The sequence below is a fragment of the Pseudomonas sp. IT-P395 genome (genome assembly GCF_949767675.1).
In the GTDB taxonomy this organism is placed as follows: Bacteria; Pseudomonadota; Gammaproteobacteria; order Pseudomonadales; family Pseudomonadaceae; genus Aquipseudomonas.
On record NZ_CATKPW010000011.1, the window covers coordinates 67,360 to 81,679 of the forward strand.

Below are 14,320 nucleotides of genomic sequence, written 5' to 3' on the forward strand. Positions count from 1 at the left end.
AACGTGCTAACGATCTACAACACGCTCACCAAGAGCAAAGAAGTCTTCAAGCCGCTGGATGGCAACAAGGTGCGCATGTACGTCTGCGGGATGACCGTGTACGACTACTGCCACCTCGGCCACGGCCGCAGCATGGTCGCGTTCGACCTGGTGACCCGCTGGTTGCGGTTCAGCGGTTACGACCTGACCTACGTGCGCAACATCACCGACATCGACGACAAGATCATCAATCGCGCCAACGAGAACGGTGAATCGTTCGAAGCGTTGACCGAGCGCATGATCGCCGCGATGCACGAAGACGAAGCGCGCCTGAACATCAAGAAGCCGGACATGGAGCCGCGCGCCACGGATCATATTCCGGGCATGCACGCGATGATCCAGACCTTGATCGACAAGGGCTACGCCTACGCTCCTGGCAACGGCGACGTGTACTACCGCGTCGCCAAGTTCATGGGCTACGGCAAACTGTCGCGCAAGAAAATCGAAGACCTGCGCATCGGCGCCCGCATCGAAGTCGACGAGTCGAAACAGGACCCGCTCGACTTCGTCCTGTGGAAAGCCGCCAAACCGGGCGAGCCGAGCTGGGAATCGCCGTGGGGCGCCGGGCGTCCGGGCTGGCACATCGAGTGCTCGGTGATGTCCACCTGCTGCCTCGGCGAGACCTTCGACATTCATGGCGGCGGCAGCGACCTTGAGTTCCCGCACCACGAAAACGAAATCGCCCAGAGCGAAGCGGCCACCGGCAAGACCTACGCCAATGCGTGGATGCATTGCGGCATGATTCGCATCAATGGCGAGAAGATGTCCAAGTCCTTGAACAACTTCTTCACCATTCGCGACGTGCTGGAAAAGTACCACCCTGAGGTCGTGCGTTACCTGCTGGTGTCGAGCCACTACCGCAGCGCGATCAACTACTCGGAAGACAACCTCAAGGACGCCAAAGGCGCGCTGGAGCGTTTCTACCACGCGTTGAAAGGCCTGCCGACTGTGGCGCCGGCTGGCGGCGAAGCGTTTGTTGAACGCTTCACTGCGGTGATGAACGACGACTTCGGTACGCCGGAAGCCTGTGCCGTGCTGTTCGAGATGGTGCGTGAGATCAACCGTCTGCGCGAGAGCGATCTTGATGCAGCGGCAGGTCTGGCGGCGCGTCTGAAAGAGCTGGCGAGTGTGCTGGGTGTGTTGCAGTTGGAAGCGGATGACTTCCTGCAGGCGGGCGCTGAAGGGCGTGTCGATGCGGCTGAGGTTGATGCGTTGATTGCGGCGCGTCTGGCGGCACGGGCGGGTAAGGATTGGGCTGAGTCTGATCGTATCCGTGACCAGCTCACTGCCATGGGTGTTGTGTTGGAAGACGGCAAGGGTGGGACGACCTGGCGTCTGGCTGACTGAAAGCTGTACTTGTTACAAACAAAACCCGCCGTGTGCGGGTTTTTGTTTGGCCGCGAGAAAAGCCCCTCACCCTAACCCTCTCCCAGAGGGAGAGGGGACCGAATGGGGGATGCTTGCGAGATACGCCGACCTGAGCGATTTCTGCCGAATCCATAATCGACACAATCTTTCAGGTCGATGCACAACGCCAGACACCTCGGTCAGCTCCCTCTCCCTCTGGGAGAGGGCTGGGGTGAGGGGAATGGTGTCAAAGCGATCCACCGACCTCAACGCTCCGTACCAAATCCATAATCGACTGGTTCTTTCAGGTCGATGGATGACTCGAGACACCTCGGTCAGCTCCCTCTCCCACCGGGAGAGGGCTGGGGTGAGGGTTGCTTTTGACGTTCGCGTAGGTCTTGATGTCGGCAACGCGTTCAGCCGGATGCTGAGCGGCGATGAATATCGAATGGAGACACCATGGCCAATCACTACCGCGAGCTGCTAACGACCCCCGGCGCCACCGGGTTAGTGCTCGCGAGTTCTATCGCCCGCTTGCCACAGGCAATGATCGGCATCGGCATCATCACCATGCTGGTGCAGCAGACCGGGGTTTACTGGCTGGCCGGCACCGTCGCCGGGACGTTCACCCTGGCCAACGCACTGCTCGGCCCGTACATCTCGAGACTGGTCGATCAACATGGCCAGAGCCGTGTGCTACCCGTTGTCACGGCGTTCAGCATTGCCATGTTGCTGGCCCTGATCCTTGCGGTTTACATGCGGGCACCGGCCGCGCTGCTGTTTGTTCTGGCCGCACTGGCGGGGACGATGCCGAGCATGCCGTCGATGATCCGCGCGCGATGGTCGCAGTTGTTCCGGGGCAAGCCGCAGTTGCACACGGCGTTTTCGCTGGACACGGTCCTCACCGAAATGGCCTACATCGTCGGTCCGCCGCTGGCGATCGGCTTGAGCGTGAGTTTCTTTGCCGAGGCGGGGCCACTGGTCGCGGTCGGGCTGCTGGCCGTCGGGGTGACGGCGTTTCTCCTGCAACGCCAGACTGAACCTAAAGTTGTCGTGGGCCACGCCAGTCATGGCGGCTCAACCCTGCGGATTCCCGGCGTACGCACCATTGTGCTGGCGCTGTTGGCGATGGGTGTCATTGGCGGAGCAATCGATGTGGCCGTCGTCGCGTTCGCCAATGCGCAGGGCTGGCCAGCGTCGGCGACCTTTATCCTCGCGGCCTATGCGTTCGGTTCACTGGTGGCGGGTTTGACGTTCGGTGCGATGAGGGTTTCCCTGGCGATTGAAAAACAGTTTCTGATCGGGATATTGGTGACGGCGTTCACCGGTGTACTGCCTGTTTTTGCAACGGATGTTTATGTGCTGACAGCGGCGCTGTTTATCGCCGGCATCTCATTTGCGCCGACGATGGTCGTGGTGATGAAAATGGGGACGATCATTATTCCTCCGTCGCGGATCACGGAGGGGCTGACATGGATGACTACCGGTATCAGCGTTGGTGTTGCGCTGGGCGGCATGCTGGCAGGGTTGGTTATTGATGCCTTCGGCGCGCGCGCGGGATTTGCGGTGGCTATTGGTGCGGGTTTGATGATGGTGGTTGTTGTGCTGGTGGGGTTGCGCACATTGGAGGCGGCTTCGGTTGCGCATGTTGAGCCAGAACTTTCGCCCTCACCCTAGCCCTCTCCCCCAGGAGAGGGGACTGAATGGGGGATGTTCAGGAAATACACCGACCTGAGCGATTTGCGCTGAATCCATAATCGCCACGATGTTTCAGGTCGATGTCCGGCGCCAGACACCTCGGTCGGCTCCCTCTCTTGGGGGAGAGGGATGGGCGGGCGGCGTTCCGATGAGGGGAAGGGGTTCACTCAACCTTCAATCTGCCGCAACCGTTTATAGAGCGTATTGCGGCTAACACCCAAACGTCGCGCCAGATGCGAAATATTGCCCCCGGAAGCCTTTAACTCCCGGTTCAACGCTTCCACATCATTCAAATCCAGCCCCAACGGCGCCGCGCTCTCAACCGGCTCCATCTCCAGATCCACAAAAAAATCATCCGGCAAATGCTCCAGCCTCACCGGCTGTTCCTCAGCCATCGCCAACGCCACCTGCATCACACTACTGACCTGACGCAAATTCCCCGGCCACGGATGACGGCTGAACAGTTCCAGCACTTCCTGGCTCAACCCCGCCCACTGCGTCGGTTCACGATGCTGTTCCCACAATCGCTTAAACAACGCCTCCTTGTCACTACGCTCCCTCAGCGGCGGCAGTTCCAGCGTCAGTCCACCAATGCGGTAATACAAATCCTCACGAAACCGCCCCAATTGCACTTGTTCACGCAAAGAACGGTTAGTCGCCGAAATAATCCGCAAATCCACCGGGAACAATTCGCTACTGCCCACCGGTTGCACGCAGCGCTCCTGCAACACCCGCAACAACCGCGCCTGCGTCGGCAACGGCATATCGCCAATCTCGTCGAGAAACAGCGTGCCTTTGTCCGCCTTGCGAATCAGCCCGATGCTGCCTTTCTGGTTGGCCCCGGTGAATGCGCCTTTCTCATAACCGAATAACTCGGACTCGACCAGTTCGGCGGGGATCGCCGCACAGTTGACGGCAATGAACGCCTGTTTGCTCCGTGAGCTGGCCTGGTGCAGGGCTTTGACGAAGACCTCTTTGCCGACCCCGGTTTCGCCATGGATCAGCAGCGGAATGTCTTTTTCCAGTAACCGCTCAGCCTGCCGCACGGCTTTTTCCACGCGACTGTCGCCGAAGTGCAGGGTGTTGAGGCTGATGGCGGTGGGCGCGGCGGTTTTGGGTTCAGCAGCAAAAACGCGCGGTTGAATCGACGCCTGTTTCGGCCGCTTCAACAAACATTGAAAACGGTTACGCCCAGAGGTCTGCAAGGCAAACGGCAAACCGTCCGGCTGGTTGATCAATTCCAGCAGCGACACTTTGAACAGGCTCTCAACGCTGACCCGCGACAAACGCACGCCGAGCAAATTGTCCGCCCGGCGATTGGCCGACAGCACCTGACCGCTCTCATCAAAGATCAACAACCCGGCCCACTGACTGTCGAGGTTGTTCAACCCGGTGTTGAAAGTCAGTTGAAAATGCTGGCCATGGAACAGGTTGAGGATCAGCCGGTTTTCCACGGTCTGGCTCATCATCTTGACCATGCCCAGCGTGTGCGAGGGCGGCAGATAGCTGTCGCTGGACACATCGAGCACCGCGATCACCTTGCGCTCGGCGTCGAAAATCGGCGCGGCAGAACCGGTCATGAAGCGGTTGGCCTTGAGAAAGTGTTCGTCGTGTTCAATGTGCACCGCTTGCTCACACGCCAGTGCCGTGCCGATCGCATTGGTACCGCTGCAGCGCTCCATCCAGCTCGCCCCAGCCTGAAAACCCCTGGCCAGATTCGGTTCGATAAAGCGTTGCGTGCCCCACGAGGTCAGCACCTGGCCCTGATTGTCAGCGAGCATGATCAGGCAGTTGGAGTTGCTGAGGATGTTTTCGTAGTAGGGCAGGACTTCCTGGTGCGTGGTCTGCACCAGTGAATGATGGCTGTCGAGCAACTGCGCAATGCCGGCGGCAGGCAGTTGATCGAAGGCCGGCGTGCTTTGGTGGTCGAGACCGAACGCGCGACAACGTTGCCAGGACGTCTGGACGATCGCGTCGTGGGACAGCGGCGGGGCAGGTGCGGCCATGGCAGTCAGCCTCTGATGCAGCATTCTTATTATTGTTATTCGATCCTACAGGGGGATCGGTTCGCAAAAAGCGTTCATAGAGTGTTGTTCACTATTGTTCATTGTCAATCGGCCAACTGTTCAAATGTGTTCAGCAATGAACGCCGTTTCCCCACGCTTTCACCGATTTTCGCGACAAATCAATCACTTAGTATTTTTGGCACGAAACTCGCTCCCGTGCACAGGTCGATTGACTCCAATAATAAAAAGGCCGAGCCATGTCACTCACCCTGGAGCACGTCAGCCGTACCGTCGAGGGCCAGACCTGGATCGACGATGCGTGCCTGAAATTCGAACCCGGTTCGTTCAACGTTTTGCTCGGCCGCACCCTGTCCGGCAAAACCAGCCTCATGCGTTTAATGGCCGGGCTCGATAAGCCCGACAGCGGTCGCATCCTGATGAACGGCGTCGACGTCACCCAGCGCCCGGTGCGTTTGCGCAACGTGTCGATGGTTTATCAGCAGTTCATCAACTACCCGACCATGACCGTGTTCGAGAACATCGCCTCGCCGCTGCGGCAGGCCGGTGTCTCGAAAGAGATCATCCACAGCAAAGTGCAGGAAACTGCGAAGATGCTGCGCATCGAGAAGTTTCTGCAGCGCTATCCGCTGGAGCTGTCCGGCGGTCAACAGCAGCGCACGGCCATGGCCCGCGCGTTGGTCAAGGACGCCGAGCTGATCCTGTTCGATGAGCCGCTGGTCAACCTCGACTACAAACTGCGCGAAGAGCTGCGTCAGGAAATGCGCGAGCTGTTCAAGGCGCGCCACACCATCGCCATCTACGCCACCACCGAACCCAACGAAGCGCTGGCACTCGGCGGCACCACGACGATTCTTCACGAAGGCCGGGTGATTCAGAGCGGCCCGTCGACTTCGGTCTATCACCAGCCGCAAACCGTGCTCGCCGCCGAATTGTTCTCCGAACCGCCGATCAACCTGATGCCCGGGCGCATCGCCGGCAACGAAGTCAGCTTCGCCAATTTTGTGCACTTCCCGTTGAACGTCGATCTGCGCCCGGTGGGCGAGGGCGAGTTCCGCTTTGGCGTGCGCCCCAGCCACATCTCGCTGGTGCCGAGCAACGATGACGACCTCGAACTGGCAGTCACCGTCGAAGTCGCCGAGATCAGCGGTTCGGAAACCTTCCTGCATGTGCGCAACGAGCATTTCCTGCTGGTGCTGCACTTGCCCGGCGTTCACGAATACGACGTCGATGCGCCAATCCGCATTTACATCCCGACTCACAAACTGTTCGTTTTCGATGCGCAGGGCCGTCTGGTGCAAGCACCGGGCCGGCGTGTCGCGAGGGTTGCCTGATGGCCGAAATCCGTTTGCAGCACCTCGCCCACAGCTACAGCAAAACCCCCAGCGGCGCCGAGGATTATGCGATCCGCGAGATGGATCACGTCTGGGAGCAGGGCGGTGCTTACGCCTTGCTCGGGCCGTCGGGTTGCGGCAAGTCGACCTTGCTCAACATCATCTCCGGCCTGCTCAGCCCTTCGCAGGGGCATGTGTTGTTCGACGGTAAAGCGGTCAACGACCTGACGCCGGAGAAGCGCAACATCGCCCAGGTTTTCCAGTTTCCGGTGGTCTACGACACCATGACCGTGTTCGATAACCTGGCTTTCCCCCTGCGCAATCAGGGCATGGCCGAGGCGAAAGTGCACAGCAAGGTGCAGGAAATTGCCGAAGTCCTCGACCTGCAAAACCTCCTGAGCAAGAAGGCGCGCAACCTCACCGCCGACGAAAAACAGAAAGTCTCGATGGGCCGTGGTCTGGTGCGTGACGATGTCTCGGCGATCCTCTTCGATGAACCGCTGACGGTGATCGATCCGCACCTGAAGTGGAAACTGCGGCGCAAGCTCAAGCAGATCCACGAGCAGTTCAACATCACCATGGTCTACGTGACCCACGATCAACTGGAGGCCTCGACCTTCGCCGACAAGATTGCGGTGATGTACGGCGGTCAGATCGTCCAGTTCGGCACGCCACGGGAATTGTTCGAGCGGCCGAGCCACACCTTTGTCGGCTATTTCATCGGCAGCCCCGGGATGAACCTGATCGAGGTGCAGCCGCAGCCCGGCGGCGTCGGTTTCGCCTCGACGCACCTGCCGTTGTCCGACGCCATGCAGCGCCATATCGAACACGGTCAATGGAAAAATCTGAAGGTCGGCATCCGCCCGGAGTTTATTCATGTCTGGGACGAGCCGTTTGATGACGCGATGCAGGCCAGGGTCGTACACGTCGAAGACCTCGGCACCTACAAGATCATGACACTCGACCTCGACGGCGCGCCGTTGAAAGTGCGACTGGCCGAAGACAAACCGGTGCCGCAGGGCACGGCGTACATCAGTTTCCCGGCGCAGTGGTTGATGGTTTATGCCGATGAATTTCTGCTCGAAGCCGACGATGAGGTGCAGCCATGAACAAGGTGCAGAACAACAAGGCCTGGTGGCTGGTGTTGCCGGTGTTCCTGCTGGTGGCATTCAGTGCGGTGATCCCGATGATGACCGTGGTCAACTATTCGGTGCAGGACATCTTCGACCAGTCCAGCCGCTACTTCGTCGGCGCTGACTGGTACAAGCAGGTTCTGCTCGATCCACGTTTGCACGACTCATTACTGCGCCAGTTCATCTACTCCGCGTGTGTGTTGCTGATCGAAATTCCGCTGGGCATTGCCGTTGCGCTGACCATGCCGACCAAGGGCCGCTGGTCGTCGGTGGTGCTGATCATTCTGGCGATTCCGTTGCTGATCCCGTGGAACGTGGTCGGCACCATCTGGCAGATCTTCGGCCGTGCCGACATTGGTTTGCTCGGTTCCAGCCTCAACGCGATGGGCATCAGCTACAACTATGCGGCCAACACCATGGACGCCTGGGTGACAGTGCTGGTGATGGACGTCTGGCACTGGACTTCGTTGGTGGCGCTGCTGTGCTTCTCCGGTTTGCGGGCGATTCCCGACGTGTATTACCAGGCCGCGCGCATCGATCGGGCTTCGGCCTGGGCGGTGTTCCGCCACATCCAGTTGCCCAAGTTGAAAAGTGTGCTGCTGATCGCGGTGATGCTGCGGTTTATGGACAGTTTCATGATCTACACCGAGCCGTTCGTGCTCACCGGCGGCGGGCCGGGCAATGCCACGACCTTCCTGAGTCAGACGTTGACCCAGATGGCCGTAGGGCAATTCGACCTCGGTCCGGCAGCGGCGTTTTCGCTGGTGTACTTCCTGATCATCCTGTTGGTGTCCTGGCTGTTTTACACCGCCATGACGCACTCCGACGCCAACCGCTGAGGCCCGGCCATGAGCAAGAGAAAGCTGATTCCATTGCTGGTGTACATCCTGTTCCTGCTGGTGCCGATCTACTGGCTGCTGAACATGTCGTTCAAGAGCAACACCGAAATCCTTGGTGGCCTCACACTTTTCCCACAGGACTTCACGCTGGCGAACTACAAGGTGATCTTCACCGATCCGAGCTGGTACACCGGATATCTGAACTCGCTGTATTACGTCAGCCTGAACACGGTGATCTCGCTGAGCGTGGCGTTGCCGGCGGCGTATGCGTTTTCGCGCTACCGTTTTCTCGGCGACAAGCACCTGTTTTTCTGGCTGCTGACCAACCGCATGGCGCCGCCGGCGGTGTTTCTGCTGCCGTTCTTCCAGTTGTATTCGTCGATTGGGCTGTTCGATACGCACATTGCCGTGGCCTTGGCGCATTGCCTGTTTAACGTGCCATTGGCGGTGTGGATTCTCGAAGGGTTCATGTCTGGGGTTCCGAAGGAAATCGACGAAACCGCCTACATCGACGGCTACAGTTTTCCCAAGTTCTTCGTGAAGATTTTCATCCCGCTGATCGGCTCCGGCATCGGTGTGACGGCGTTTTTCTGCTTTATGTTTTCCTGGGTCGAACTGCTGCTCGCGCGCACGTTGACCTCGGTAAACGCCAAGCCGATTGCGGCGGTGATGACGCGCACGGTGTCGGCGTCGGGTATCGATTGGGGCGTGCTGGCAGCGGCGGGGGTGTTGACCATTCTGCCGGGCATGCTGGTGATCTGGTTTGTTCGCAACCACGTGGCCAAGGGCTTTGCCCTCGGTCGGGTCTGAGGAGCTGATGATGGAATGGATGAGTTGGACCACGCCTACCGCAGCATTCTTCATCGTCATCGGCCTGATTCTGGTCGGCATGACCACTTGGGAATTGCGTTCGCCGAGCATCCTGCGGCGAGGTTTTCTGCCGATTGCCACCACCCGTGGTGATCGTTTGTTTATCGGTCTTCTCGGCAGCGCCTACCTGCATTTGCTGGTGATCGGCGCCACCGACTGGAGCATCTGGGTGGCGTCCGCGTTGTCCCTGGTGTGGCTGTTGGCTGTGATGCGTTGGGGCTAGTCGAGTCGTTCGGCAATGCGGCTCCACAACTTAAACAGGAGGTCTCTATGTTCGACAAAAACAATAAGCTGCGACATAGCATTTCATTGGCAGCCATGCTGGCACTCAGCGGTTTGAGCGCATCCGCCTGGGCCGATGCCTACGAGGACGCGGCGAAAAAATGGATCGGCAGTGAATTCAAACCGTCGACCCTGACGGCCGAGCAGCAACTCGAAGAACTGAAGTGGTTCATCAAGGCCGCCGAGCCGTTTCGCGGCATGGACATCAAGGTCGTTTCCGAGACCCTGACCACCCATGAATACGAGTCGAAAGTGCTGGCCAAGGCGTTCAGCGAAATCACCGGGATCAAGCTCACCCACGACCTGCTGCAAGAAGGCGACGTGGTGGAGAAAATGCAGACGGTGATGCAGTCGGACAAGAATATCTATGACGGCTGGGTCAACGACTCGGACCTGATCGGTACGCACTTTCGCTACGGCAAGACCGAATCGATCACCGACCTGATGGCCAACGAAGGCAAGAACTTCACTTCGCCGACCCTCGACATCAAGGACTTCATCGGTATCTCGTTTACCACCGCGCCGGACGGCAAGATTTATCAACTGCCTGACCAGCAATTCGCCAACCTGTACTGGTTCCGCGCCGACTGGTTCGAGCGTGCCGATCTGAAAGCCAAGTTCAAGGAAAAATACGGCTACGAATTGGGCGTGCCGGTGAACTGGTCGGCCTATGAAGACATCGCCAAATTCTTCAGCGAAGACGTCAAGGAAATCGACGGCAAACGTGTGTACGGGCACATGGACTACGGCAAGAAAGACCCGTCGCTGGGCTGGCGTTTCACCGATGCCTGGTTCTCCATGGCCGGCGGCGGTGACAAAGGCCTGCCCAACGGTTTGCCGGTGGACGAATGGGGGATTCGTGTTGAGGATTGCCATCCGGTCGGCTCCAGTGTGACCCGTGGCGGCGATACCAACGGCCCGGCCGCGGTGTTCGCCACCACCAAGTATGTCGACTGGTTGAAGAAGTACGCGCCACCGGAAGCGGCGGGCATGACCTTCTCCGAGTCTGGCCCGGTGCCGTCGCAGGGCAACATTGCTCAGCAGATCTTCTGGTACACCGCGTTCACCGCCGACATGACCAAACCGGGCCTGCCGGTGGTCAACGCCGACGGCACGCCGAAATGGCGGATGGCGCCATCGCCGCGTGGGCCGTATTGGGAAGAGGGCATGAAGCTCGGTTATCAGGATGTGGGTTCGTGGACGTTCATGAAATCCACGCCTGAGAAACAGAAACTGGCGGCGTGGCTGTACGCGCAATTCGTCACGTCGAAAACCGTGTCGCTGAAGAAAACCATCGTCGGTCTGACGCCGATTCGCGAGTCGGACATCAACTCGCAGGCGATGACCGATCTGGCGCCGAAACTCGGTGGTCTGGTCGAGTTCTACCGCAGCCCGGCCCGCGTGCAATGGACCCCGACCGGCACCAACGTGCCGGACTACCCGCGTTTGGCGCAACTGTGGTGGAGCCACATCGCCGAAGCGGCCAGCGGCGAGAAGACCCCGCAACAGGCGCTGGATGGCTTGGCCAAGGATCAGGACGCGATCATGACGCGTCTGGAACGCTCCAAAGCCCAGGCGGTTTGTGCACCGAAGATGAATCCGGAGCGCGATGCTCAGTACTGGTTTGATCAACCGGGCGCACCGAAACCGAAACTGGCCAACGAGAAGCCGAAAGGCGAGACCGTGAGCTACAACGAACTGCTGAAATCGTGGGCGGATGCGCGTAAGTGATAGTGGAACTGTGAAAGGCGAACGGCACCGGAAGGTGCCGTTTTTTTTGCTGCCTGATCTACCGCTTTCGCTTGCAGGCAAGCTCCCACAGTTTTCTTTGATGTTCACAAACTCCGGGTACGCCGCAGATCACTGTGGGAGCTGGCTTGCCAGCGATTCGATCTGACATTCAACATTGATATCGACTGACCCGTCGCCATCGCTGGCAAGCCAGGCTCCCACAGGTTTCTGTGATGTTCACAAACTCCGGGCACGCCGCAGATCACTGTGGGAGCTGGCTTGCCAGCGATTCGATCTGACATTCAACATTGATATCGACCGACCCGCCGCCATCGCTGGCAAGCCAGGCTCCCATAGGTTTCTGTGATGTTCACAAACTCCGGGCACGCCGCAGATCACTGTGGGAGCTTGCCTGCAAGCGAAGGGGCCATTGGCGGCACCGCAGGAAACCCGAGCCGGAACACGGTCATCGCCCCCGGCAAGCTCTTAACCTCCGCTACACCCTGATGCAGGCTCATGATCGAGCGCACAATTGCCAGGCCCAGCCCGGTGCTGCCCTGCGAGCGCGAGCGGCTGCTGTCGACACGGTAGAAGCGGTCGAACAGATGTGGCAGGTGTTGCGCCTCAATCCCGGCGCCGGGGTTGCTGACCAACAGGGAGGTCTGGGTCGCACCTTGTTCGATCAGCAACGTCACGGTTTTCCCGTTCGGGCAGTGGCGCAGCGCATTCGACAACAGATTGGAAATTGCCCGCTGAATCATCAGCCGATCGCCCATTACCGTCGCACTGCCAACGACATTCAAGTGAATGTTCTTATCCTGCGCCGACAGCGAAAACATCTCAGCGACCTTCGCCGCCTCGTCCTCCAGCGCCACCGATTCAAACGGCGCCAGCGCCGACGGATGACTGACCTGCGCGAGAAACAACATGTCCGAGACAATCCGCGCCACGCGCTCCAGTTCCTCGGTGCACGACACCAGCACGTCCTTGTATTCCTCGGTCGTGCGCTCGCGGGACAAGGTCACCTGCGCTTTGCCCATCAGGTTGTTGATCGGCGTGCGCAGCTCATGCGCCAGGTCATCGGAGAACTGCGACAACTGCTGCACTCCTGCATCGAGCCGATGCAGCATGAAGTTGATGCCTTGCGCCAATTCGCTCAACTCCTGCGGCATGTTCACCACGGACAGCCGGTGCTCCAGATCCTGGGTCGAGACCATCGCTGCGACTTTGCGAAACTCGCGCAACGGCGCCAAGCCACGCTGCACCGCACCCCAAGCGGTCAGACCGATAAACACCAGCAACAACGGCAAGGCAATCAGCGTTGAGCGCAGATAGGCGCTGAGCAGCGCCTCATCGTGGGCGTTATCCACTGACAGCAGCACCGGCACGCTGCTGCTGTCCTTGAGGCGAATCAGTTTCGAGGCGGTGAGGAATTTCTTGCCTTCCGCGTCGGTGCTGTCGCTGTAAGTCAGTTGATCGGTGGTGGCGCGCACCGCTTTCAATTCGACGCGCGGATCGCTCAATCCCGAGCCGGATTTGAGCAGCGGCGAGCGCTGATTGAGGCGGTCATAAATGGTCAGCGTGAGGTTGTCATGCCCCATCACCTGATCGAGCAGAATATGCGGTTTGCCGGTGATTTCATTGGCATCGACGTACAACGACAGGCTGTGTTCGACCTGCGCCATCTTCTTTTCCAGACTGTCGCGCGACAGCGCGTTCAGTTCATGAGTCAACGCGAAATAGGCAAGGATCGCGAGGAACACCACCAATAGCGCGCCGAGAATACTCACCGTCAAACCGAGGCGCATCGACAGGCTGGAGGGCTTCATTCCCGTGCCTCCAGCACATAGCCGACACCGCGCAGGGTGTGAATCAGTTTGCTGTCGAACGGGTCGTCGATCTTCGCCCGCAAACGGCGGATCGACACCTCGACCACATTGGTGTCGCAGTCGAAATTCATGTCCCACACCAGCGAGATGATCTGCGTGCGCGTCAGCACTTCGCCGGACTGACGCATCAGCAGATGCAGCAGGGCGAACTCCTTGGTGGTCAGGTCAATACGCTGCGCGCCTCGAAACGCGCGATGGCGGCCCGGATCGAGTTCCAGATCGGCGACTTTCAGTACCTGTGGCACCGGGATGTTTTCACTGCGACGCATCAAGGTGCGCACCCGCGCCAGCAGTTCGGGGAACTCGAACGGCTTGACCAGATAATCGTCAGCGCCCAGATCAAGACCACGAATCTTGTCCGCCAGGCGCCCGCGCGCGGTGAGCATCATCACCCGCGTCGAATGGGTGCGACGCAGTTGTTCCAGCACGCCCCAGCCGTCGAGTTCCGGCAGGTTCACATCGAGAATGATCAGGTCATAGGCTTGTTGTTGCGCCAGGTGCAGGCCATCGGCACCGGTGGCCGCGTGGTCAACGACATAACCACTTTCGGTCAAACCCTGATGCAAGTATTCGGCAGCTTTAAGCTCGTCCTCGACGACAAGGATTCGCATGATCTTTCACCACTTTTATTTAATGGGTATTTAATTAAAAAGGCCCCTCACCCTAGCCCTCTCCCGGGGGGAGAGGGGACTGAATGCGGGATATTTCAGAACTACGCCGACGTGAAAAAACATTACTGAATCCATAATCGACTAGATGTAACAGGTCGATATATAACGCCAGACATCTCGGTCGGCTCCCTCTCCCTCTGGGAGAGGGCTGGGGTGAGGGGAGGTTCGGACGATAAAGGTTGTAGTGGCTACAGGGTCAACCACCAAGCGCCTTAAAACGGTGCTCTGCGACAGCCGGTCGCAGCGAAAGCCACAAAATTCCCATGAGTTTGATTCCGGCAAGTGCGATTCAGCAGATAACTACCGTGTTTTTGTTTCGATGTATTTCGATAAAACCATTTGCACTTCGCATCCTAGAACAAAACAACTTCGGAAAACCGTGGATAACGGATTTGTAATGTTCCAGTCACCTTGTCGATAAGTTCAAAACCCTACCGTGGCGGCATCCGAGATTCTTGAATAA

General features: G+C 58.8%; 11 protein-coding genes. 8 read left to right on the forward strand and 3 right to left on the reverse strand.

Annotated features, from left to right (window positions below; genetic code table 11):
• Window positions 1-3: 3 nt before the first annotated feature.
• Both cysS and ACM6IN_RS08890 read left to right on the forward strand, forming a co-directional pair.
• Window positions 4-1,386, forward strand: a complete 1,383-nt coding sequence (gene cysS, locus ACM6IN_RS08885; RefSeq protein ID WP_007912474.1) for a cysteine--tRNA ligase — start codon at window positions 4-6, stop codon at window positions 1,384-1,386.
• A gap of 459 nt (window positions 1,387-1,845) precedes the next feature.
• Window positions 1,846-3,063 carry an MFS transporter gene (locus tag ACM6IN_RS08890; protein WP_007912476.1) on the forward strand — a complete coding sequence of 406 codons (1,218 nt, stop codon included), beginning with the start codon at window positions 1,846-1,848 and terminating at the stop codon, window positions 3,061-3,063.
• 188 nt (window positions 3,064-3,251) lie between these two features.
• Here ACM6IN_RS08890 and ACM6IN_RS08895 read toward each other — a convergent pair whose 3' ends face one another.
• Complete coding sequence (locus ACM6IN_RS08895) at window positions 3,252-5,090, reverse strand: sigma-54-dependent Fis family transcriptional regulator (RefSeq protein ID WP_007912478.1); 1,839 nt, start codon at window positions 5,088-5,090, stop codon at window positions 3,252-3,254.
• A 257-nt stretch (window positions 5,091-5,347) separates the two neighbouring features.
• On the opposite strand from ACM6IN_RS08895, the gene ACM6IN_RS08900 reads away from it, so the two are divergent.
• The 6 genes from ACM6IN_RS08900 to ACM6IN_RS08925 are packed head-to-tail and all read left to right on the forward strand — an operon-like array spanning window position 5,348 to window position 11,297.
• A complete protein-coding gene (locus ACM6IN_RS08900; RefSeq protein WP_007912480.1) occupies window positions 5,348-6,442 on the forward strand; it encodes an ABC transporter ATP-binding protein in 1,095 nt (364 codons plus the stop codon).
• Window positions 6,442-7,551 (forward strand): ABC transporter ATP-binding protein, encoded by a 1,110-nt coding sequence (locus tag ACM6IN_RS08905; protein WP_007912482.1) that lies wholly within the window; start codon window positions 6,442-6,444, stop codon window positions 7,549-7,551. Before ACM6IN_RS08900 ends, ACM6IN_RS08905 begins: the two co-directional genes overlap by 1 nt.
• Entirely contained in the window at window positions 7,548-8,414 is an 867-nt protein-coding gene (locus ACM6IN_RS08910; protein WP_007912484.1) for a carbohydrate ABC transporter permease, read from the forward strand. Before ACM6IN_RS08905 ends, ACM6IN_RS08910 begins: the two co-directional genes overlap by 4 nt.
• A gap of 9 nt (window positions 8,415-8,423) precedes the next feature.
• On the forward strand, window positions 8,424-9,224 hold the full coding sequence (locus tag ACM6IN_RS08915) for a carbohydrate ABC transporter permease (RefSeq protein WP_003192012.1): 801 nt from the start codon (window positions 8,424-8,426) through the stop codon (window positions 9,222-9,224).
• Window positions 9,225-9,234: 10 nt separating this feature from the next.
• Window positions 9,235-9,507 carry a DUF2160 domain-containing protein gene (locus ACM6IN_RS08920; RefSeq protein ID WP_007912485.1) on the forward strand — a complete coding sequence of 91 codons (273 nt, stop codon included), beginning with the start codon at window positions 9,235-9,237 and terminating at the stop codon, window positions 9,505-9,507.
• A 47-nt stretch (window positions 9,508-9,554) separates the two neighbouring features.
• The gene (locus tag ACM6IN_RS08925) at window positions 9,555-11,297 is read left to right on the forward strand and encodes an ABC transporter substrate-binding protein (RefSeq protein ID WP_007912488.1); all 1,743 of its coding nucleotides are present in this window, start codon (window positions 9,555-9,557) and stop codon (window positions 11,295-11,297) included.
• 395 nt (window positions 11,298-11,692) lie between these two features.
• Here ACM6IN_RS08925 and ACM6IN_RS08930 read toward each other — a convergent pair whose 3' ends face one another.
• Window positions 11,693-13,126 carry a heavy metal sensor histidine kinase gene (locus tag ACM6IN_RS08930; RefSeq protein WP_414915815.1) on the reverse strand — a complete coding sequence of 478 codons (1,434 nt, stop codon included), beginning with the start codon at window positions 13,124-13,126 and terminating at the stop codon, window positions 11,693-11,695.
• Window positions 13,123-13,797: a heavy metal response regulator transcription factor gene (locus tag ACM6IN_RS08935; protein WP_007920164.1), complete on the reverse strand. Its 675-nt coding sequence runs from the start codon at window positions 13,795-13,797 to the stop codon at window positions 13,123-13,125. The genes ACM6IN_RS08930 and ACM6IN_RS08935 overlap by 4 nt, the downstream gene beginning before the upstream one ends.
• Window positions 13,798-14,320 lie beyond the last annotated feature (523 nt).